Annotated in this window: 24 protein-coding genes; 12 read left to right on the top strand and 12 right to left on the bottom strand. The window is 55.8% G+C overall.

Features of this window, described 5'->3' with window-relative positions:
• The first annotated feature begins 106 nt into the window (after positions 1 to 106).
• The 11 genes from BLW97_RS02575 (at position 107) to rfbB (ending at position 9,726) form a co-directional block, all read left to right on the top strand.
• Positions 107 to 1,612 carry a sensor histidine kinase gene (locus tag BLW97_RS02575; RefSeq protein WP_075322201.1) on the top strand — a complete coding sequence of 502 codons (1,506 nt, stop codon included), beginning with the start codon at positions 107 to 109 and terminating at the stop codon, positions 1,610 to 1,612.
• 71 nt (positions 1,613 to 1,683) lie between these two features.
• Entirely contained in the window at positions 1,684 to 2,136 is a 453-nt protein-coding gene (locus BLW97_RS02570) for a hypothetical protein (protein WP_226852317.1), read from the top strand.
• Positions 2,117 to 3,526 (top strand): sigma-54-dependent transcriptional regulator, encoded by a 1,410-nt coding sequence (locus tag BLW97_RS02565; RefSeq protein WP_075322199.1) that lies wholly within the window; start codon positions 2,117 to 2,119, stop codon positions 3,524 to 3,526. The genes BLW97_RS02570 and BLW97_RS02565 overlap by 20 nt, the downstream gene beginning before the upstream one ends.
• 63 nt (positions 3,527 to 3,589) lie before the next feature.
• Entirely contained in the window at positions 3,590 to 4,279 is a 690-nt protein-coding gene (locus BLW97_RS02560) for a DUF502 domain-containing protein (RefSeq protein ID WP_031572532.1), read from the top strand.
• 125 nt (positions 4,280 to 4,404) lie between these two features.
• A complete protein-coding gene (gene galU, locus BLW97_RS02555) occupies positions 4,405 to 5,316 on the top strand; it encodes a UTP--glucose-1-phosphate uridylyltransferase GalU (protein ID WP_010641585.1) in 912 nt (303 codons plus the stop codon).
• On the top strand, positions 5,306 to 6,190 hold the full coding sequence (gene rfbA, locus BLW97_RS02550; protein WP_010641583.1) for a glucose-1-phosphate thymidylyltransferase RfbA: 885 nt from the start codon (positions 5,306 to 5,308) through the stop codon (positions 6,188 to 6,190). Before galU ends, rfbA begins: the two co-directional genes overlap by 11 nt.
• Positions 6,187 to 6,735 (top strand): dTDP-4-dehydrorhamnose 3,5-epimerase, encoded by a 549-nt coding sequence (gene rfbC / locus BLW97_RS02545; RefSeq protein WP_075322198.1) that lies wholly within the window; start codon positions 6,187 to 6,189, stop codon positions 6,733 to 6,735. The genes rfbA and rfbC overlap by 4 nt, the downstream gene beginning before the upstream one ends.
• Before the next feature lie 63 nt (positions 6,736 to 6,798).
• Positions 6,799 to 7,137: a DUF3579 domain-containing protein gene (locus BLW97_RS02540; protein WP_010641580.1), complete on the top strand. Its 339-nt coding sequence runs from the start codon at positions 6,799 to 6,801 to the stop codon at positions 7,135 to 7,137.
• Positions 7,137 to 7,643, top strand: a complete 507-nt coding sequence (locus tag BLW97_RS02535; protein ID WP_010641579.1) for a hypothetical protein — start codon at positions 7,137 to 7,139, stop codon at positions 7,641 to 7,643. The genes BLW97_RS02540 and BLW97_RS02535 overlap by 1 nt, the downstream gene beginning before the upstream one ends.
• A 42-nt stretch (positions 7,644 to 7,685) precedes the next feature.
• A complete protein-coding gene (gene rfbD / locus BLW97_RS02530) occupies positions 7,686 to 8,576 on the top strand; it encodes a dTDP-4-dehydrorhamnose reductase (RefSeq protein WP_207650539.1) in 891 nt (296 codons plus the stop codon).
• Between the two features lie 13 nt (positions 8,577 to 8,589).
• The gene (gene rfbB, locus BLW97_RS02525; RefSeq protein WP_075322197.1) at positions 8,590 to 9,726 is read left to right on the top strand and encodes a dTDP-glucose 4,6-dehydratase; all 1,137 of its coding nucleotides are present in this window, start codon (positions 8,590 to 8,592) and stop codon (positions 9,724 to 9,726) included.
• A gap of 273 nt (positions 9,727 to 9,999) precedes the next feature.
• Here the strand turns inward: rfbB and def are convergent, their stop codons facing one another.
• Genes def through rluD form a run of 8 tightly spaced genes read right to left on the bottom strand, consistent with a single transcriptional unit; the run spans position 10,000 to position 15,724 of the window.
• Positions 10,000 to 10,506 carry a peptide deformylase gene (gene def / locus BLW97_RS02520; protein ID WP_024893563.1) on the bottom strand — a complete coding sequence of 169 codons (507 nt, stop codon included), beginning with the start codon at positions 10,504 to 10,506 and terminating at the stop codon, positions 10,000 to 10,002.
• Complete coding sequence (locus BLW97_RS02515; RefSeq protein ID WP_075322196.1) at positions 10,506 to 11,027, bottom strand: glycine cleavage system transcriptional repressor; 522 nt, start codon at positions 11,025 to 11,027, stop codon at positions 10,506 to 10,508. Before BLW97_RS02515 ends, def begins: the two co-directional genes overlap by 1 nt.
• A complete protein-coding gene (mtnB, locus tag BLW97_RS02510) occupies positions 11,024 to 11,653 on the bottom strand; it encodes a methylthioribulose 1-phosphate dehydratase (RefSeq protein WP_075322195.1) in 630 nt (209 codons plus the stop codon). Before mtnB ends, BLW97_RS02515 begins: the two co-directional genes overlap by 4 nt.
• Positions 11,643 to 12,299: an HAD-IB family phosphatase gene (locus BLW97_RS02505; RefSeq protein WP_040429679.1), complete on the bottom strand. Its 657-nt coding sequence runs from the start codon at positions 12,297 to 12,299 to the stop codon at positions 11,643 to 11,645. The genes mtnB and BLW97_RS02505 overlap by 11 nt, the downstream gene beginning before the upstream one ends.
• Positions 12,299 to 13,471, bottom strand: coding sequence for a RuBisCO large subunit C-terminal-like domain-containing protein (locus BLW97_RS02500; protein ID WP_075322194.1), 1,173 nt, complete (start codon positions 13,469 to 13,471; stop codon positions 12,299 to 12,301). Before BLW97_RS02500 ends, BLW97_RS02505 begins: the two co-directional genes overlap by 1 nt.
• Entirely contained in the window at positions 13,468 to 14,019 is a 552-nt protein-coding gene (locus BLW97_RS02495; protein ID WP_075322193.1) for a cupin domain-containing protein, read from the bottom strand. The genes BLW97_RS02500 and BLW97_RS02495 overlap by 4 nt, the downstream gene beginning before the upstream one ends.
• A 6-nt stretch (positions 14,020 to 14,025) precedes the next feature.
• The gene (gene pgeF / locus BLW97_RS02490) at positions 14,026 to 14,775 is read right to left on the bottom strand and encodes a peptidoglycan editing factor PgeF (protein WP_075322192.1); all 750 of its coding nucleotides are present in this window, start codon (positions 14,773 to 14,775) and stop codon (positions 14,026 to 14,028) included.
• Positions 14,765 to 15,724, bottom strand: coding sequence for a 23S rRNA pseudouridine(1911/1915/1917) synthase RluD (gene rluD, locus BLW97_RS02485; protein WP_010641558.1), 960 nt, complete (start codon positions 15,722 to 15,724; stop codon positions 14,765 to 14,767). Before rluD ends, pgeF begins: the two co-directional genes overlap by 11 nt.
• 28 nt (positions 15,725 to 15,752) lie before the next feature.
• Here rluD and BLW97_RS02480 point away from each other — a divergent pair, with 28 nt between their 5' ends.
• On the top strand, positions 15,753 to 16,499 hold the full coding sequence (locus BLW97_RS02480; protein WP_075322191.1) for an outer membrane protein assembly factor BamD: 747 nt from the start codon (positions 15,753 to 15,755) through the stop codon (positions 16,497 to 16,499).
• Positions 16,500 to 16,644: 145 nt separating this feature from the next.
• On the opposite strand, the gene BLW97_RS02475 is transcribed toward BLW97_RS02480, so the two are convergent.
• From BLW97_RS02475 to BLW97_RS02460, 4 genes are read right to left on the bottom strand one after another with little or no spacing between them, the layout of a single operon-like run.
• Positions 16,645 to 16,983 carry a P-II family nitrogen regulator gene (locus tag BLW97_RS02475; protein ID WP_010641551.1) on the bottom strand — a complete coding sequence of 113 codons (339 nt, stop codon included), beginning with the start codon at positions 16,981 to 16,983 and terminating at the stop codon, positions 16,645 to 16,647.
• A complete protein-coding gene (locus BLW97_RS02470; protein WP_075322190.1) occupies positions 16,970 to 18,631 on the bottom strand; it encodes an NAD+ synthase in 1,662 nt (553 codons plus the stop codon). The genes BLW97_RS02475 and BLW97_RS02470 overlap by 14 nt, the downstream gene beginning before the upstream one ends.
• A complete protein-coding gene (sucD, locus tag BLW97_RS02465) occupies positions 18,631 to 19,503 on the bottom strand; it encodes a succinate--CoA ligase subunit alpha (RefSeq protein ID WP_024893553.1) in 873 nt (290 codons plus the stop codon). The genes BLW97_RS02470 and sucD overlap by 1 nt, the downstream gene beginning before the upstream one ends.
• The gene (locus BLW97_RS02460; protein ID WP_010641548.1) at positions 19,500 to 19,844 is read right to left on the bottom strand and encodes a hypothetical protein; all 345 of its coding nucleotides are present in this window, start codon (positions 19,842 to 19,844) and stop codon (positions 19,500 to 19,502) included. Before BLW97_RS02460 ends, sucD begins: the two co-directional genes overlap by 4 nt.
• Position 19,845 lies beyond the last annotated feature (1 nt).

Raw genomic sequence — 19,845 nt, 5'->3', positions numbered from 1 at the left:
TGCCGCTGTAGCCGATAATCTACACTAGGCCGCTGGACGCCAGTCGCATACACTGGTTTCCGACAATGCGCTGCCCATGTTCAGGGCAACCGGCATGGAGGAGTGGATGGCTGCGGACTTTATGGAAGAACAGAACACCGGACAAAAGATCATGGACTCTCCGGCTAAAGATCATCATGGCGCTATTTCGATTCCCCGACGCGTCCTGTTTTTTGCCATTATCATCCTGTTTCTGGTCGCGGGAGTCGTGTTTGCGGCCATTCAGGCGATTCATACCCTGGGCGACAGCAGCAATACGCTGATTGAAATTGGCTTGCCGCTGCAAAAGCAATTACTGGAAATTCATGGACAACAACGTCAGGCCGAATTTTATCAGGACCTGGCGCAGGTCCTGCCCCACTCTGGTTATGAAGCCACTTTTGCCCACCTGATTCATCACGAACAAACGTCTTTACAGACACTACAGACTGGCGCGACAGCCTACCCCCAACTTGCCAGCGCACTCCAGCAACTACAAGTGAGTCTGAACAATTATTTGCAGTCCGCAAATACACCAGGCTCAGGGCAAGCGGCTGTGCTCGACGGCAAAGCCAGCCGGACGGCTGTTGAAGCACGTTTTCATGATGTTCATCAGGCCATGCAGTCCTTGCTGCTCAGCCAGGGAGAAGCGGCAGCGGCAGCGCGTTCTCAGGCCGTGCAACTGCTTTATGCACTCGTAGTCATCACGGCGTTGCTCAGCCTTTTGATACCCTGGCGGGTTGCTACGGCCTTAACCCGACCATTAAAGGACTTCCGTCTGGCCCTGGAGGACATCGGGGCGGGTAAAGTCGCCCATGTTGCCAGTGATGGACCCCAGGAATTACGCGATCTGGCCCGCAGCATCGACAGCATGCAGGCCCGCCTGCGGGAAGAAGAGCGCCTGCGCCACCAATTTCTCAGCCAGGTCTCTCACGAACTGAAAACCCCTCTGGCCTCAGCCCGTTCCGGCAGTGAATTACTGCTCAGCGAGCGCATCGGCCCGCTTCTGCCACGGCAACGCGAAGTCCTCGAAATTGTCGTCCGTCAGGTCAAGGAATTATATGCGGCTATTCAGGAAATGCTCGACATGCATGCCTTACAGGCGCAATCCCTCGATTTTTCACCCCAAACTGTCAAAGTATCCGAGATTCTCGAAGATCTACAAAAACGCATGCAGCCATTGACTGAAAAAAAGCAGCAAACCCTCCTTTGTGAGAGCCATGCACCGCTGGAAGTGTACGCCGACCCACAACGCTTGCGGCAAATTCTCAGCAATCTGGTCAGCAATGCCAACAAATACAGCCCTGCCGGCGGTCAAATCCACGTGCAGGCCATTGCCGAACAACAGGGCGTTCTGTTTCGAATAGAAGATGAAGGCCCGGGCATTCCTGAAGCCTTGCTGGAACGGGTATTTGAACGTTTTTATCAGGTTCCGGTCAGTAACAGTTTACCCCGGGGTACCGGATTGGGATTGGCCATCACCCGCGAACTGGTAGCCGCTCAAGACGGCTGGATACACATTCAAAACCGTCCACAAGGAGGGCTCAGCGCAGAAATCTGGCTACCCTCTTTTCCTCAGAAGGCAGCCCATTGATGTACCGATTATTGCTTGCGATCCGCTCACTCGGCACCTTCAGTATCCTATTGTTTCTGGGAGCCTGTGCAATGATTCATCCGGCAGCACCTGCTCAGCCCCAAGCCGCGCCGCTGCCGCTCTCGGAAACGCCCCGACCAGAGCTGCTCAAGGCATTGCATGATTGCGGTCCCGCTACCTCCGCCAGTTGTGCCAATATTCATCTTGCGCTGGCAAACAGCTATCTCAGCAGTGGCCCTCTCAATAAAACTGCCCTGGATAACGCCGCCCGGGAGCTCAGCATGGCGGCACAGAACCAGGATCTGGCCAGCCAGACCCTACCCTTGCGGCGCAGCGTCAATGCCCTGCTGGAAAATATTACTCTTCTTAAACGAGACAAAGTCCGCATTCAGCAAAGTAAAGCTCAGGCCATCGCTGCACAAAATGCTGCGGATGCCGCACAAGCACGGCTTCAACGTCTGGAATCCCTGCTCCACCAGCATGCAGAAAAAACCCTGGAAGCGCATGGCGCGCCCTTACCCTGAGATGCGTAAAACCATGTCCACTATTCTCATTATTGATGATGATCCGGATTTCTTGAGGCTGCTGGGTTTGTGGCTGGAAAGTGAAGATTATCGGGTACTGAGTAGCAACAATCCGCAGCAAGGGCTGGAACTACTGGACCAGGAAAGTGTGGATTTGTTGATCACCGATTTACGCATGCCCATCATGGACGGGATGGCGGTTCTTGAAGCCGCTCAGGCTCGTGATCCCGATTTGCCGGTTATTTTGCTAACCGCCCATGGCACCATTCCTAACGCGGTAGAAGCCATGCGTGCCCAGGCTTTTGGTTATCTCAGCAAACCGTTCAGTAATGACGAGTTACAGACATTATGCACGGCGGCCCTGGCACAACGCCTTGCTGGCCGTGAACTCAGCAAGTTAAGGGCTGACCTACGCGCTCAGGCCGGGCAAAGCATCCTCCACCGCAGTCCGGTCATGGCCAGTCTGGTCAATGAAATTACCCGCATAGCCACTTCCCAGGCCAGTGTTTTTCTTTCTGGAGAAAGTGGGTCGGGCAAGGAACGTGTCGCCAGAGCTATCCACGAAGCCAGCGCCCGGAATGACCAGCCTTTTGTGGCCGTCAACTGTGGCGCCATTCCCTCCGAACTGGCCGAAAGTGAACTGTTTGGCCACGTTAAGGGGGCTTTTACCGGAGCCACTCAGGACCATATCGGGCTCATTCGCAGCGCCGACCACGGTACTTTGTTCCTGGACGAAATCGGAGACCTCCCCTTGGCTTTGCAGGTCAAACTGCTGCGGGTATTGCAGGAAGGGACCTTACGTCCAGTTGGAGCAAAAACAGAAATATCCGTGGATTTACGCGTTATCAGCGCCACCCATCAGGATATTCATGCGCTGACTACCAGCGGCGCCTTTCGGGAAGATCTATATTATCGCCTGCACGTCATTCCCCTACGGGTTCCCAGCCTCAGCGAGCGTCCCGAAGACATCCTGCTCCTTGCCCAATATTTTCTGGATCGGGAAAGCCAGCGCCTGGAACGCAATATTCCAGGGTTCAGCCCCGAAGCCATGGACAAGCTGATGCAGCGACCCTGGCCCGGAAATGTTCGAGAGCTGGAAAACGCCATCACCTTTGCCGCCGCCGTCACCGAAAAAGGTTGGGTCTCGGGAGAGGCCATTCCCGATGCCGGCCGTCAGGGTGGATCCAGCGCCTTCCCGCCTTTGCAGGATGCCAAAACGGCCTTTGAAAGGGTGTATCTTGAAAATCTGCTGCGTGCCACCGACGGCAATATTTCCCGGGCTGCTCGCATTGCTGGCCGCCATCGTACGGATCTTTACAAGCTCATGCGCAAACATGGCCTGGCCCCGCAACTATTCAAAAATCAGGAGGATCGCGATGAGACTCCGTAAACATCCACTACTTTCTGGCATTTTTTGTTATGCTGGTGCGGTCTTTGCTAAAACGGGGTCCCAATGACACTGCCAGTACCCGTTCAACCGCCTTCACGTTTTCAGCATCTGCATTTGCGCCGCTGGTTCGCCCAGGGCCTGCTCATCTCTCTTCCCATCGGCCTGACCATTTATGTGGTGTTATGGATTGGCGGCTGGCTCAACAACTTGTTTGAAGCGCCGATCAAGGCCATTTTCGGAATAGACATCCCCGGTCTGGGACTGGTCCTGACCTTGCTGACCATTCTGGGCGTTGGTTTTCTGGCTTCCCATGTCCTGACCGCATGGATTTTTGACTGGATGAACAAGGCACTGGCGCGAATCCCGGTTCTGCATAGCCTTTACAGCACCATTCAGGAAACGGTGGGATTACTGTTTGGTGGTGCAGACCGGGGCTTTCGCAGCGCCGTTCTGGTTCGGCAGGGGGGAGATATGGGCTACATCATCGGGCTGGTCACCCGTGACACCCTGCACGAACTACCGCACCTCCCCGAAGACTGTGTGGCCGTTTTTATTCCCATGAGTTATGGCGTCGGCGGCTTCACCTGCCTGATTCCCAGAGAAAAAATCATCCCGCTTCCGGACATGACACCCCAGCAGGCTTTACGTTTTGCCATGGCCGGTGGCGTCGGTGGTGGAAAAATAATTCGGGAAAAATCGGAACCCGGTATCCCGCACGAAGCTTCTGAATCCGACGCCGATTCTTCTTCATGAAGCTAAAACGGCCATTGGTCCGGGCGATTTGCAGCGAATTTGACCCGAGCTGTTCATGAAGTCAAACACTTTGCGGGAGGCGGGCTGTGTTCGTTATACTCGCCGCATACCAAAGGAGAACATGTATGGCTGAAGTGCGTAAAGCAGTTTTCCCCGTGGCGGGCCTGGGTACCCGATTTTTACCGGCCACCAAAGCCAGCGCCAAGGAAATGATGCCGGTAGTGGACAAACCTCTGATCCAGTACGCCGTAGAAGAAGCCATTGCGGCAGGCTGCGATCAGTTGATTTTCATCAGTGGCCGGGGGAAACGGGCCATTGAAGATCACTTTGACGTTTCCTACGAACTGGAAAACGAACTGGAAAAGCGTGGCAAAAAAGCCTTGCTGGAACAGGTGCAAAGTATTTTACCCAGTCATGTGAGTACCATTTTTCTGCGTCAGCCTTACCCTCTGGGGCTGGGCCACGCCGTACTGATGGCCAAGCCGGTTATCGGTGATGAACCGTTTGCCGTGCTGCTGGCCGATGATCTGATGCTCGGTGAACCACCTGTATTGGCGCAAATGGTCGAACAGCACCATCGCTATCAGGCCGGCATTCTTGGCGTCGAAGAAATCCCCCGTGAACACTCTACCCGTTATGGAGTGGTAGACGCCCGCCCGTGGGACGAACGTATTTTTCAGGTCAGCGGCATTGTCGAAAAACCCCAGCCCGAAAAAGCGCCTTCTAATCTGGGGGTGGTTGGTCGGTATATACTGCCCGCCCGTCTCTTTCATTTTCTGGAAAACACCCAGAGTGGCGCAGGAGGCGAAATCCAGTTGACGGATGCCATCGCCCATCTGCTCAGCGAACGTCAGGTGCTGGCCTATCGTTTTGCCGGTCAGCGCTTTGATTGTGGTGACAAACTGGGCTATCTCAAGGCCACCATTGCCTTCGGCAAATTACATCCCGAAGTGGGCGCCGATTTTACCGAGTATATGAATAGCCTCTGCCAGAGCCAGGGTAAGGCAGAAAATTCTGAGGCTGCTCATGAAGCGTAAGGGTATTCTCCTCGCCGGGGGTTCGGGTACCCGTCTGTATCCGCTGACCCAGGCAGTCAGCAAGCAGCTGATGCCGGTTTATGACAAGCCCCTGATTTATTATCCGCTCGCCACCCTGATGTTGGCGGGAATCCGCGAAATCCAGATTATTTCCACACCCAACGATCTTCCACGTTTCCAGCAGCTTCTGGGTGATGGTCGGCAGTGGGGGATGGATTTTTGCTATGCCGAACAGGCGCATCCTGACGGCCTTGCGCAAGCCTTACTGATTGCCGAAAACTTTCTGGCGGGGAGCCCTTCAGCACTGGTGCTTGGCGACAATGTTTTTTATGGACACGATCTCAGTGAATCCCTGCAGCAAACCAACCGGGCCGATAACGGGGCAACGATTTTTGCCTACCACGTTGCCAATCCCAAGGCTTATGGCGTGGTGGAGTTTGACCGTCAGGGTATTGCCATTGGACTGGAAGAAAAACCTGTCAAACCCCGCTCTTCTTTTGCGGTCACCGGCCTGTATTTTTATGATGCAGACGGGAGTCGTCTGGCCCGGGAAATCCGTCCTTCACCACGGGGAGAGCTGGAAATTACTGATCTGAATCGTTTATACCTCGAACAAAAACGCCTGCATGTGGAAGTGCTGGGACGCGGCACGGCCTGGCTGGATACTGGCACGCACGCTGACCTGCTCAGCGCCGGACAATTCATCCGCACTCTGGAAGAACGTCAGGGCCTGAAAGTTGCGTGTCCCGAAGAAATAGCCTACCGCATGGGTTATATTGATGCAGACACACTTACAGAACTTGCCGCCCCGCTGAAAAAAAGTGGTTATGGAGAATATCTCCTGCGCATCCTTGAAGAAGGGTCTCCGTTTTGATCATTGAAAAATTACGTATCCCCGAAGTGCTGCTCATTACCCCCAAAGTATTTGGCGACACCCGGGGATTTTTCATGGAAAGCTGGAATCAACGCCAGTTTAGTGATGCCGGTCTGAATCTGTCATTTGTGCAGGATAACCACAGCCGTTCTCAACAGGGCGTACTGCGTGGCCTGCATTATCAGATTCATCAGCCCCAGGGAAAGCTGGTACGCGTTGTTTCAGGTGCTGTTTTTGATGTGGCCGTAGATTTGCGCCGCTCTTCTTCCACCTTTGGTCAATGGGTCGGGGCCACACTCTCCGAAGAAAATCATCAGATGCTCTGGGTACCACCCGGCTTTGCGCATGGCTTTTATGTATTAAGTAATTCCGCTGACTTCCTCTATAAAACAACCGAATTTTACGCCCCGGAAGCCGAGCGTTGCATAGTCTGGAATGATCCGGATATCGGCATAGACTGGCCCCTCCTCACGGATTCGAACCCCCAGCTGGCCAGCAAGGATGCAGCCGGATGCTCTTTTGCAAAAGCAGAAACCTATTCGTGAACCCTTCATTCTCCATGCGAAGAGCGTTATTATCGCCCCTTTTCCTGAGGAGCAGCGGTATCCATGATCATCATTGATGGCGTAACCGAAAGCGGGGGCAAATTTCGTCCCTCAGCCTGGGCTGAGATGCTCATAGAAGGGGTGGGACTCGCCCATTTCGGTGCCGACCATAAAATTCATTACTTACCATTGATTGAGCCCGCCAACATAAATGGCAACGCGGCCATCATCATGGATGAAAGTCTGGAACAATTACGCCCCGAGGCCTTTGCGGAAATCATGCGTTTTGCCGCCGAAAATCGTTTGCAGATTCGCCGTGAAGAGGGGCACATAGCTGACCGCCAAAACAGTCAGAAAAGCACACATCGCCGGGCCCGCCCCGCGCAACGGCGGCCTTCCTGATGGCAGGTCATCCTAGTAAATCCAGTCGACTGCGTTTTGCCTGGGTGCTCGGTGCAGTCATCGTCATTTATGGCATACTGACCATTATTCTCAGTGTCCATGTCATTGATCAGCAGAGTGGTGCGCGCACCGATTTGTATGTGGCGCTGGAAACCCTGGACCAGATGCATCATGAAGCCATGGCATCAGCCAGCACGCCCACAGAACGCAAAGTCATTGCCGATGCCTGGCGGAATGAACGGGCTTTTGCGGCCAGGTCTCCACAGCAAGCACAGCAGATAGCTGATCAGCTTATCGTCAGCCTGAATCAGGAATATCCGCATAATTCCTGCGGACAATTAGGCCCTTCATTTGTAAAGGCTTCCGCCCTTCCTGAAGAGCATGCCTGCATGGTGGCGGTGGGCACTCAAAATGATCAGGTAACAGTGACCGGCTATGATACCCAGGGTATTGCCATGGACAACTTCTATGAATTTCTTTATGCCCCAACCGGCCGTTCTGACTAAATATCCCGAGGAAAATCCCATGAACGCTACCAGGAGCCAGGCATGACCACCGCCGGATCCGGAATCAAACGCGTCCTGTTGTTTGGTGCCAATGGACAGTTAGGCTGGGAACTCCAACGTCACCGTCCTGAGGCCGTTGAACTATGCGCCTTGTCCCGCGCCCAGGCAGATATTGCCATTCAGGAACAGGTGGAACAGGCTGCCGAGAGTTTTCAACCCGACCTCATCATCAACGCCGCTGCTTATACTGCCGTTGATCTTGCTGAATCGGAATCGGAAAAGGCCTACGCCATCAATCGGGATGGTGCCGTTCATTGTGCAGAGGCTGCCCGTAAACATTCTGCCCGGCTCATCCATATTTCCACGGATTTTGTATTTGATGGGAGTCAGGCGACCCCTTATCAGCCGGACAGTATCCGTCATCCGCTCGGCGTATACGGTGCCAGCAAAGCTGCCGGCGAGATAGAGATTGTCCGTATTCTGGGAAACAATGCGCTCATTTTACGGACCGCCTGGGTGTACAGCACCCACGGTAAAAATTTTGTCAAAACCATGTTGCGGCTGATGTCAGAACGGGACTCTCTGGGGGTGGTTGGTGACCAGATTGGCAGCCCTACCTGGGCGGCAGGTTTGGCGGCGGCCATCTGGAGGGCCTGCGCACAACCTGAATTCAACGGCATTCAGCATTGGACGGATGCCGGAGTGGCCTCCTGGTACGATTTTGCGGTCGCGATTCAGGAAGAAGCCCTGGCTTTGGGTCTGCTCCAGCGTAGCATCCCCATCGGTATGATTCCCGCCAGCGCCTACCCAACCCCGGCCCGCCGCCCTGCCTGCGCGGTACTGGATAAAAGTATCAGCTATGCGGCGTTAGGTGCGGCTCCACATTGGCGTCAGGCACTGCGGCAAATGCTCACCGATAACGATTCTGATTAGACAAGGAAACCCCATGACCGCAACCTCTTCTGCATCGCCCGCTGAAAAACGCCTGCTGGTCACCGGTGCCGCCGGTTTTATTGGCAGCAATTTCTGTCACTACTGGCTGAAGAATCATCCCCAAGACACGCTGATCGCTTATGACGTCCTCAGCTACGCCGGTAACCGCCATAATCTCGACGGACTGGAAACGCATCCCGATTTTCATTTTGTTCAGGGTGACATCAATGATGCGGCATTGCTTGAAAGCAGCCTGCGTGCCCATGACATCAATGTCATTGTGCACTTTGCTGCGGAAAGCCACGTCGATCGCTCCATTCATGATCCTGATGCTTTTATCCAGACCAATATCGTTGGCACCCATACGCTCCTCAAAGTGGCGAAATCGCTCTGGCTGGATGGTCCTGAAGGCCCTGTTCCCCATCGTTTTCATCATATTTCCACCGATGAAGTCTACGGCACCCTCGGACCCCAAGACCCTGCCTTTCGCGAAGACACCCCTTATGCGCCCAATTCTCCCTATGCTGCCAGCAAGGCGGGCTCCGACCATCTGGTCCGCGCCTATCAGCATACCTACGGATTAAACACCACGACCAGCAACTGTTCCAATAATTACGGACCTTATCATTTTCCTGAAAAACTTATCCCGCTGATCATCGTCAATATTCTTCACAATAAAGCCCTGCCCATTTATGGTGATGGTCAGCAGATCCGTGACTGGCTCTATGTGGAAGATCACTGCCGGGGGATCGCCGCTATTCTTGGTGAGGGCCGGGAAGGCGAAAGCTACAATATTGGTGGTTGTAACGAATGGGCCAATATCGACATTGTGCAACTGGTCTGCCGGAAGATGGACGCATTATTCGCCGGTAATCCCCGCTGGGCCGAACAATACCCCCGGGCCGCCCCGGCACTGGGACGCCGCAGCGAAGAGCTGATTCAGTATGTTCGTGACCGCCCCGGTCATGATCGCCGCTATGCCATTGATGCGGAAAAAATCACCCGGGAATTGGCTTTTGCACCTGCGGTGGATTTTCCCACCGGCATTCAGCGCACCATCCTCTGGTACCTGGAGCATCCGCAATGGTGGCAACAGGTCATGGATGGCAGTTATCGTCACTGGCTGGACACCCAGTACGGAGCCGAATAAGTCCGGCTTATGCAGTTTAACGCATATCCCCAGGACCACCATAACCGGGATGCCGGCTATCCTGAAAACGGCGGTTGCCGTGGGTGCTTTTTGCTCCGTTGTTCCTCGCCTGTTGTTCTAAGGCGCATCCTGCTGTCAGGAGAGAACTCGCCCTGCGGGCTCAAACAGCTCTCCTGACGGGCGCAGGATTTCGCCAAGAACAACAACGGCTCGAAACAAAAGTCGCGGCAAAGCACCCACGGCAACCGCCGTTTTCAGGATGATTGGTGGTTATTAGGATTTCTGATAATTCTTGCGGCGGAACAGATCGGTTTTTCGTGAAACCAGGCGGTCCAGAAACAGAAAACCGTCGAGATGGTCCATTTCATGCTGAACCGCCCGCGCCTCAAAGCCTTCACATTCAAAACTGCGCTCGCGTCCCGACACGTCCTGGGCCTGCACCCGAATGCGCTCAGCACGGATAACATTGCCGGTAAAATCCGGGACCGACATGCAGCCCTCGCGGCCCACAGCCATGCCTTCCCAGGCCATCAGTTCGGGGTTAATGAGCACCATCAGACCATGACAATCATCCCCCAGTTTGGGACGCACATCGACAATGACAATGCGCTGATGGCGATCTACCTGAGGGGCGGCAATACCGACGCCGCCCGGACCGGCGTACATGGTTTCGGTCAAATCCCCAACAAATTTTAGCAGCTCATCGTCAAAAACCTGGACGGCTTCGGCCTTGCGCTGCAGCCGCGCATCGGGATAGGTGAGGATGGACAGTACCGTCATCAGAATACGGCCGCTTCAATGGGGTGGACACCCACTTCTACCCCTTGTTTTTCGCGCAGGGGCAAAACCGCCTTGCGCACGCTTTCAATGCCATCGGGGGCATAACCCTGAATGACCATGACGTACAGTGGCCGTTCGGCGTTTCCGGAGCTCTCGCTTTCCAGATCAATCACATTAAAACCGATGGCGGCCAGGGCGCCGGTTACTCCAGCCACAATACCCGGATGATCGGCCCCATACACTGTGACCCGGGTATTGGGCAGATCTGCCGCGACCGCAACACTGGAGATAGGATCCAGGTGTACCCGTAAATTCAGGCGCTTGATGGCAGGATCCAGGGCCATTTCCACGGAGCCCAGGTCCCTGCTGTAGTCAATGACCTGCATGATGGTGAAATAGCCGCCCAAACGCATCATGGAAGCGTCACCAATGGAGCAGTCCGCCGTAAACAGCGCCTGGGTGACAGCTGCGACAATACCGGGGCGATCTTCGCCGATGACGGTGAGAAGCGCTTGACTCATGCCTGAACTCCTATAGCGAGGGCTTTAGCCTGTACGAGATAACGAAAACAATATTCCAGCAATTCCAGGTGATGGCGTGCAGACAACAAATCGCTCCCCCAGGCAGTCACGCCATGCTGGTGAATCAGCGCACCGGGCACCGGAGGAATGGCTTGCGTAAAAGCAGTATCCATATCTTTGGCAATGCGGGCAACATCCTGATGATTGGCAAAAACCGGCAGATCAATTTCGGGTTCCGCATCGGGAACCCCCAGTCCCTTGAGCATTTCCAGCGGCGGCAGACGGAGTTGCCCGTTTCTGGCGAAATGTCCGCAGAGATTGGCCTCAATGGAATGCACATGAAAAATCACCCGGGCTTCAGGAATATGTTGATAAATCACCTGATGGATGGAAGTTTCTGCCGAAGGTTTACGTCCGCCGGAAGCAAGCAGCACTTCTCCCTGGAGGTTTACGGAAACAAAATCTTCGGTGTCCAGCAAGTCCTTGGGACGGCCACTGGCGGTAATCCAGAAAGCCTCTTCAGCCATGCGCGCCGATAAATTACCGGCTGTTCCCAGCATCCAGCCTCTTTCATAAAAGCTTCGGGCAGCCAGTGCCAGCTCCTGTCGCAAATCTTCATGGTGCATCGGCACCCTCCTTCCACCAACCGCGTGCTGCCAGGGCAGCATTGACGTCATCCAGCGTTTCAAAGGGAATGAAAGCCTTGCCCTCTTCCTGCAGATATTGCGCCAGCCGATCACGGGCACAAACCAGAGGGCAGTCGCGCGCCACCCGCAGATCGGTGATGGAATCGCCAATGCAGAGCGCCGTCCGGGGCTGATAATGGGCGAGCACCTGACGCTTGGCCACCAGTTCATACGCATCCTGCCAGGGCGAAAAAACCCGCAAAGTCGGGCCGGAGCAATCCACTTCCAGCCCGTGAATCGCGTGAATATCGGCGCGATAAGGTTCCAGGACGATTTCTGCCATGCGGGTAAAGCCACCTGTCACCACAATAAAAGGCACAGCCGCCTGGCGGGCGGAAGCCAGTAAATGTTCCAGACCGGGACGCAAGGCTGTACCCCGGACAAAGTCTTCCATTTCCGGCCAGCGTTGGGAAGGAATGCCTTCCAGGATCCGGGGTAATCCTTCCCGCAGCCCCAAGCGTTGCGCATATATTTCCGGAAGAACCTGCGCGGCAGCCCCCGGGGCAAAATGCCGCATCAAGGCCACAAAAATCTCCTGCTCCGTGATGGTTCCATCAAAATCACAGAAAATGGCTTTGGACAGCATCAGGCGGCCCCCCATTTTTCCACGGCCGCCCGCAAAGGCCCGGCGGGCAGATCAGACAACTTCAGGGAAGCGCCCTCCTGCCAGCGTTCCAGCCCCTCATGAAAGGCCAGCACGCCGCTGGAGGGGCCCATGGGATGATCCATAATCCCGGTACCGGCGTTGAGAATAACCTCGGGGCCATAATCTTCCAGAATGGCACCCAACATACCGGGGTGCACCCCCGCCGAGGGAACTGGCGCCACGCCCCGCGCCCGTAAGGCCTCAACAATGGCCTGCTCGTCCGCCTCCGGAAAAGGCAAACTGCCATAATGGGCCGGATAAAGAACCGCATCTGCACCGGCACAGGACATTGCCGTCCCCAGTATGGCCGCATAGGCAAAACCATGATCGGGTGCAGCGCACCAGGCCCCGGCCAGAGCCGGATGCGCAAAAATCGGGACGTTCACTTCCGGATCTGCTGCCAGGGCTTCCAGCATGGGGAATCCATAGGCAAGCACATTCAGGAGCAGGGCGTTGGTACCCCGGGCAACCAACTGCCGGGCCAGGTCCTGAACCTGCCGGGCATCGCCGGAAAGATTCATGGCGTAAAGTAAATCCCTCCCGGTCCGATCGCGACGCGCCTCAATAATAGGTGCACAGGCTTCCCAGCGGGCCAGCGTCGCGGCTGAGGGCAAGTCCGGCAGAATTTCATCATCTTTGATGATATCCAGACCGGCCATCGCCACTTCCGCCAGAATTTCGGCATGGTCCTCGGCACTCAGCCCCAGAGCGGGCTTGAAAATGGCCATAATCAGGGGGCGCTCGGCTACGTTCAGTTTTTCGCGGATACCCGCCAGACCAAAGCGACAGGATTGCCCATACCCTTCAGGTAAGCGTATGGCCATGACCTTGGCCGGACCCGCCAGAGAATATTTCCCGAAAATCATGGTCAGCAGGCTACCCATGCGTCCATCCACATTTTCGGCGGGGAAACGGATGGTCGCCAGGTGTCGCCCCTCGGGTAAGTCATGCACTGCCAGCACTTCAGCGAGATGCCCGCGAAGCTGTTCTTCCCGGTGCTGAAAGCGCGTGTCCCAGCTTCCGGCAGTCTGCCCGATGGCAATGGCCTGAGCCTGCCGCTGCGCATCAACCCCGGCAGGAAACTGGTAATCCACCTCTATGTAGGCACTCATAAATCGTGAAAACTCTGCAAGGGACGTTCCGTATAATGGGGAGTCCATCCGCCTCGGGCACTGAAGTAACGGACCGCCTTGATCCGCTGGAGTTGATTGAGGCGGAACCAGTGCTCCACATCTGCCGGAACATGAATATAGTCGCCCGCCACCACCGTCAGCTCGACCTGCTGCGCATCGGGCAGCACAAAGCCAAAAACGCCTTCGCCATCGACGATGTAACGCACCTCTTCATCATCATGGGTGTGAATCCGATGAAAACGAGCGTTGAGTGCCTCCAGCTGGGGATGGCCGGGATAAAGCACGATCAGATCCCGGTCCTGATACCCTTTTTCGGATTGTAAGCGCCGAAACACCGCATCCAGAGTCTCCAGCAGCTTTTCCTGATTGTCGCTACTGAGTTCTGCCTGGGCCAACAGGCTGCGGCTGCTGTCCGTTGCAGGAACAGGCAGTTTTTCCAGAAGCACACCCAGCGGAGCCAACAGCCCGGCAATGATGTCGGGGTCCGTAACCAGCGCCGGATCACCGGCTCTGCGTAAAGTCGCCATGATGACTTATTCCCTCCAGATCAAAGATGCCATTCGTCCGGTCACTGCATCCCGCCGGTACGAAAAAAATTCGCTATCACTGAAAGTACACAGGCCCCCACCATAAATGGCCGTGACCCCAACCCGGTGCAGGCGCTGCCGGGCAAGCTGATAAATATCCGCCAGCCAGCGATCCCCTGGCCCGGCACGAAAGGCGCTGACAGCCTGCGGATCTTCCGCAACAAAAGCTGCCCGCAACTCAGGGCCCACTTCAAAAGCCTCAGGCCCGATTGCTGGCCCCAAGTATATCAGAACTTCCTTACCTGGCACCGCCAGCGCCGCCACCCCTTTTTCGAGAATGCCAGCCAGCAGACCCCGCCAGCCGGCGTGAAAGACCCCGAGATGCTGACCATCACGACTGCAAGCCAGCACCGGCAGACAATCAGCCGTCAATACCGCTAACACTTGCCCGGCAAGATGGGTGACCGCCCCATCAGCTTCGGGAAGCGCAGAGAGGTCTTGACCAGCTGGAATCTGCAGTAATTCCATACCATGTACCTGGCGCAGCCATTGTGGTTCTTGCGGCAATTTCAGCCAGGTACGCAGCATCTCGCGATTTTTAGCCACAGCCTGTGCCGCGTCTCCAACATGATCGCCCAGATTGAATGAGCGATAAGGACCTTCACTGTAACCCCCGTTGCGCCGGGTAATCGCGCTATGTACCCCGGCGGGCAGCGGCCAGTCAGGGATTAGAATAGATGGTGCCTCAATGGGCACGGCGGGCCTGCCGCAACAAATCCAGCAGTTTTTCCATTTCCTCCGGAAGTGGACTTTCCCAACTCATCAACTCTTCCGTTTCCGGATGGTACAACTTCAAGCGCCAGGCATGCAGGGCCTGTCGCCGAAACTGCTGCCAGTAAGCCAAGCCTTCAGCATCCAGACCCTGGGGCACGCTCATGCGCCCCCCATATACCGGGTCCCCGACCAACGGATGACCAATATGGGTCATGTGCACCCGGATCTGATGGGTACGCCCGGTGGCCAGACGCAAACGCAGGAAGCTGTGGCGGGGGAAGCGCTCCACCAGACGAAAATCGGTTTGTGCCGGGCGCCCGTCGGCACGCACCGTCATACGCAGCCGATCATGGGCATGGCGGCCAATGGGCTCATCCACCCGACCACCCCCGGTCATCGGGCCATTCACCAGGGCCAGATACTCCCGGTGCATGGTATGGTCACCCAACTGATCAATCAGCGACTGCCGCGCCATTTCGGTTTTGGCCACTACCAGCAAGCCGGTGGTGTCCTTGTCCAGACGATGGACAATACCACCCCGGGGCAGATAGGCGTTTTCCGGTAGATGCGCCAGCACCCCGTTTACCAGGGTACCATCCGCATGACCGGCACCGGGATGGGTCAACTGCCCCGCCGGTTTGTGGAGGACCAGAATGTGCGCATCTTCATACATAATATGCAGAGGAATATCCTGGGCCAGCCAGACACTAGGTTCGCTTTCCGGCCAATCAATGTCTACCGCTTCGCCTCCCTGGATGCGCAGGCTGGGTTTTTCGACGGCGCCGTTCACCCGAATATGGCCGTCTTTCAACAGGGTCTGGATCCGGCTGCGGCTGATGTCCGGAAGCAGGCCACTCAAAACCGCATCCAGTCGTTCACCGGCTTGATCCACTGGCAAAATCATGGGAAGTCCCGTAGTATCGTCGCTCATGGCTCGCCACTATAGACTATTGTCCTTCATGCGCAAACGCTTACTTATTTCATTTTGTTGTACTGCCCTTCTGGCCGGTTGTGCCAGCACTCCCCACAAAGGCGATCAGGCTGCGGAAACCCACGAATCGGCTGCCCAAATGTATCAGCCCGCCAAGCAAGCCATGGAACGCGGAGATTACACTTCGGCCATTCGCCATTATGAAGAACTGGAAACCCGCTATCCCTACGGTCCCTATGCGGAACAGGCACAACTGGATACTGCTTACAGTTACTACAAGAGTGGCGATTCCGAAGCCGCTGCAGCAGCCGCCGAACGCTTTATCAAACTGCATCCGGCCAACCCCCATGTGGATTATGCCTGGTATTTGAAAAGCATTGCCTACTATGAAGGCATCCAGGGCGCTGAATGGAATCCCAAACCCGCCGAAGAAGCCTTTAGCACTCTGCAGACCTTGGCCACACGCTGGCCCCATAGTCCCTATGCTGTCGATGCCCGTCTGCGCATGGCCAAAATCATCGATATTCTCGGGAAGCGCAACCTGGACATCTGCAAGTTCTATTATACGCGCCACGCTTACGTTGCGGCGGCCAATCGCTGTGATAACGTGGTCACCCGCTATCAGCTCAGCCCTTCAAGGGAAGAAGCCCTGTACTATCTGGTCCGCTCCTACCGGCATCTCAACCTCCAGAATCAGGCGGAAACCGTAAGCAAGGTGCTCGCCTACAATTACCCCAAAAGCAAATACCTGGGCGATCTGGGCACCGGCAACTGAGTAAGGCCATATACCCGAAAACAGCCCTTAGCTTGGAGATTTAACAGCAACTTTAGCCCGGGCTGTTCGCGTCAACAGCCCCTAGGCCAATGGCCGAATCAGGTGATCGCTTAGGGAGCAGCTGGCTGCACCCTGGTGAGCAGGATCAGACCGCCTCGGCACCTTCTTCGCCCGTCCGAATGCGAATAATTCTTTCCACAGCACTCACAAAAATTTTGCCATCGCCAATTTTGCCGGTACGCGCAGACTGTTCTATGGCTTCAATGGCGCGATCCGCCATGTCGTCGCCAACGACCACTTCCAGCTTGAGCTTGGGTAGAAAATCCACCACGTATTCCGCCCCCCGGTAGAGCTCGGTATGCCCTTTTTGCCGTCCGAAACCCTTCACTTCCGTTACGGTCATTCCGGCCAGACCAATTTCCTGCAATGCCTCGCGCACGTCATCCAGCTTGAAGGGCTTGATGATCGCCTCAATTTTTTTCATGGTGTTGCTCCTCGTTCAGCTTATGATGGCCACCCCAGGAAGCGTAGCCGTTGGTAATAGGATAGCGCCGATCTTTTCCAAATGCGCGAGTGCTGATGCGCACACCGGGAGCCGCCTGTCTTCTTTTATACTCGGCACGGTCAATTAACTTCAATACCCGCTGCACCGTGTCGGCTGCAAAACCGGAGGCAATCAGTTCTGCTGCAGACCGGTCATTTTCTACATAGGCCGCAATGATGGCATCCAGCACCTCGTAGGAGGGTAGACTGTCCTGATCCTGTTGATCGGGCGCCAGCTCCGCCGAGGGTGGCCGACTCAATACCCGCTCGGGAATGACAAGGGCATCTTGGTTGCGGTAGCGGGCAAGACGATAGACCAGGGTTTTGGGGATATCCTTGATGACCGCAAAACCACCCGCCATATCACCGTACAGGGTGGCATAACCCACCGCAATTTCACTTTTATTGCCGGTGGTTACCAGCAGGTGCCCAAACTTGTTGGAGTAGGCCATCAACAACCCGGCACGCACCCGCGCCTGCAGATTTTCCTCGGTGGTATCCACCGGGCGTCCCTCAAACAGCGGCGCCAAGGTCTGTAAGTAAGCCTGGAAAACCGGCTCGATGGAAATCAGATCGTAGGAAACCCCCAGACTCTGGGCCTCGGCAATGGCATCTGCAACGCTCATTTCGGCGGTATAACGGGAAGGCATGATCAGAGCATGCACCTGCTCCGCCCCCAAAGCATCCACAGCGATTGCCAGGGTCAAGGCTGAATCCACCCCGCCCGAAAGGCCCAGCACAATACCCGGAAAATGATTTTTACGCACATAATCGCGGACCCCCAGAGTCAGGACCGCATAAACCTCGGCCTCCGTATCGGCTGCCGCAATGAGCGCTGTATCGCCTTTAACCTGCAAACCCTGAGTGGTTTTTTCAAAATCCGTGAGGATGACCGCCGTTTCACAAATCGGCCCCCGGGCCACCAACCGACCCTGTGCATCCACCACAAATGATCGACCGTCAAAAACCAGCTCATCCTGACCACCCACCAGGTTCGCATAGCAGATGGGCATTTGTGTCTGAGTCGCCAGCGCCGCCAGCCGACCTTCCCTTTCCCCCTGCTTGTGCCGGTGGTAAGGGGAGGCATTGAGGACCACAAGTAACTCCGCGCCCTGGTCTCTGGAGGCCTGAGCCACTTCGGAACCACACCAGACATCTTCGCAAATGGCCACGGCGCAGGAGACTCCCGCACAGTCAAAAGTCAGGGGCTGGGTACCTGGCGTAAAGTAACGCAGTTCATCAAATACTGCGTAATTGGGCAGACAGTGCTTGTGGTAAACCGCTTCTACCTGACCATTTCGCAACAAGCTGGCACAATTATAAAGCCGCGTGTTGACGCGCTGGGGATGCCCCAACAACAAGGGTAAAGGCGTTTGCGCTGCCAGGGTTTTTACCGCTTCTGCGCAGGCCTGCACAAAGTCTTCACGCAGCAGCAGATCTTCGGGAGGATAACCGCATAAAGCCAGCTCCGGGGTTACCAGTAAATCGGCACCCCCAGCTTTTGCCTCCTGTGCTGCCTTCAGGATCAATGCCACATTCCGGTCGATGTCACCGACCCAGACATTGCACTGCGCCAGAGCGACGCGCATTAACGGCTCAACAAAGCTGCGGCGCGCATACCCAGTTCAGCCGGAGAATGCACACAATGTACCCCCGCCGCCTCCAGTACCGCGTATTTTGCCGCAGCAGTTCCGGCATTGCCGTCAATGATCGCGCCGGCATGGCCCATGCGCTTGCCCTTGGGCGCCGTTGATCCGGCAATAAAAGCCACCACTGGCTTGCTGACACTGGACTGAATATAGTGAGCCGCTTCTTCTTCCATGCGCCCGCCGATTTCGCCAACCATGATAATCAGCTCGGTTTGTGGATCCGCCTCAAAGAGCGCCAGCACCTCGACAAAACTCATGCCGATCAGTGGATCGCCACCAATGCCGACACAGGTACTCTGGCCGAGACCCAGGCGGGTGGTCTGCTCAACCGCCTCGTAGGTCAGGGTGCCAGAACGGGAGACGATGCCGACCTTGCCCGGACGATGGATGGAACCGGGCATAATCCCGATTTTTGACTGTCCGGGAGTAATAATACCGGGACAGTTGGGACCAATAAGACGCGCCGTCGAACCCGCCAGATAGTGTTTCACCATTAACATGTCATGCACCGGGATTCCCTCGGTAATGCAGACAATCAGTTCAATGCCCGCCGCAGCCGCTTCAATAATGGCATCGGCCGCAAAGGGAGAAGGCACATAAATCACACTGGCTTCGGCGCCGGTTTCCTGCACCGCATCAGCCACCGTATTAAAAACCGGCAAATTCAGATGGCGGCTGCCCCCTTTTCCGGGTGTGACCCCGCCAACCATGCGGGAGCCATAAGCCACGGCCTGCTGCGAATGAAAAGTTCCCTGCTTGCCGGTAAACCCCTGGCAGATAATACGGGTGTTCTGAGACAGCAATATGCTCATATATGCACCAAAACAAGAATCAACAGTAGAATAATGACGGCTTCACCCAGCAATAAAAGCAGTATGTAAGGATTGCGCCGGACAACGGGCCGGGTATGATTCACATCGCTACGCAGCGCGGCGAGATCCTGCCGGAGACCCTCCAGATCATCCACCTGGGCCACCGTTTTCAGTCGCTCGTCGAGAATCTGATCCAGAAGCACCGCCATTTCCGCCATGCGCTCGGCAGATTTTTGATCTGCGCCGCGTTTTACATAGGCATCGGCCAAACGCGAAATCAAGGGGCCGGAATTGCGCAATACCGGCCACAACCGCTGCAACCAGAAAATATTGATGGACACC

The organism is Acidithiobacillus albertensis (assembly GCF_001931655.1).
GTDB classification, from domain to species: Bacteria; Pseudomonadota; Gammaproteobacteria; order Acidithiobacillales; family Acidithiobacillaceae; genus Acidithiobacillus; species Acidithiobacillus thiooxidans.
The sequence above is the reverse complement of the archived record's forward strand: the minus strand, read 5'-3'. Positions and strand labels throughout refer to the sequence as shown.

Bases quoted from the DNA above. Each gene is read 5' to 3' on its own strand.
- BLW97_RS02575 (WP_075322201.1), top strand. From the start codon at position 107: ATGGCTGCGGACTTTATGGAAGAACAGAACACCGGACAAAAGATCATG.
- BLW97_RS02570 (WP_226852317.1), top strand. From the start codon at position 1,684: ATGATTCATCCGGCAGCACCTGCTCAGCCCCAAGCCGCGCCGCTGCCG.
- BLW97_RS02565 (WP_075322199.1), top strand. From the start codon at position 2,117: ATGGCGCGCCCTTACCCTGAGATGCGTAAAACCATGTCCACTATTCTC.
- BLW97_RS02560 (WP_031572532.1), top strand. From the start codon at position 3,590: ATGACACTGCCAGTACCCGTTCAACCGCCTTCACGTTTTCAGCATCTG.
- galU (WP_010641585.1), top strand. From the start codon at position 4,405: ATGGCTGAAGTGCGTAAAGCAGTTTTCCCCGTGGCGGGCCTGGGTACC.
- rfbA (WP_010641583.1), top strand. From the start codon at position 5,306: ATGAAGCGTAAGGGTATTCTCCTCGCCGGGGGTTCGGGTACCCGTCTG.
- BLW97_RS02540 (WP_010641580.1), top strand. From the start codon at position 6,799: ATGATCATCATTGATGGCGTAACCGAAAGCGGGGGCAAATTTCGTCCC.
- BLW97_RS02535 (WP_010641579.1), top strand. From the start codon at position 7,137: ATGGCAGGTCATCCTAGTAAATCCAGTCGACTGCGTTTTGCCTGGGTG.
- rfbD (WP_207650539.1), top strand. From the start codon at position 7,686: ATGACCACCGCCGGATCCGGAATCAAACGCGTCCTGTTGTTTGGTGCC.
- rfbB (WP_075322197.1), top strand. From the start codon at position 8,590: ATGACCGCAACCTCTTCTGCATCGCCCGCTGAAAAACGCCTGCTGGTC.
- def (WP_024893563.1), bottom strand. From the start codon at position 10,506: ATGACGGTACTGTCCATCCTCACCTATCCCGATGCGCGGCTGCAGCGC.
- BLW97_RS02515 (WP_075322196.1), bottom strand. From the start codon at position 11,027: ATGAGTCAAGCGCTTCTCACCGTCATCGGCGAAGATCGCCCCGGTATT.
- mtnB (WP_075322195.1), bottom strand. From the start codon at position 11,653: ATGCACCATGAAGATTTGCGACAGGAGCTGGCACTGGCTGCCCGAAGC.
- BLW97_RS02505 (WP_040429679.1), bottom strand. From the start codon at position 12,299: ATGCTGTCCAAAGCCATTTTCTGTGATTTTGATGGAACCATCACGGAG.
- BLW97_RS02500 (WP_075322194.1), bottom strand. From the start codon at position 13,471: ATGAGTGCCTACATAGAGGTGGATTACCAGTTTCCTGCCGGGGTTGAT.
- BLW97_RS02495 (WP_075322193.1), bottom strand. From the start codon at position 14,019: ATGGCGACTTTACGCAGAGCCGGTGATCCGGCGCTGGTTACGGACCCC.
- rluD (WP_010641558.1), bottom strand. From the start codon at position 15,724: ATGAGCGACGATACTACGGGACTTCCCATGATTTTGCCAGTGGATCAA.
- BLW97_RS02480 (WP_075322191.1), top strand. From the start codon at position 15,753: ATGCGCAAACGCTTACTTATTTCATTTTGTTGTACTGCCCTTCTGGCC.
- BLW97_RS02475 (WP_010641551.1), bottom strand. From the start codon at position 16,983: ATGAAAAAAATTGAGGCGATCATCAAGCCCTTCAAGCTGGATGACGTG.
- BLW97_RS02470 (WP_075322190.1), bottom strand. From the start codon at position 18,631: ATGCGCGTCGCTCTGGCGCAGTGCAATGTCTGGGTCGGTGACATCGAC.
- sucD (WP_024893553.1), bottom strand. From the start codon at position 19,503: ATGAGCATATTGCTGTCTCAGAACACCCGTATTATCTGCCAGGGGTTT.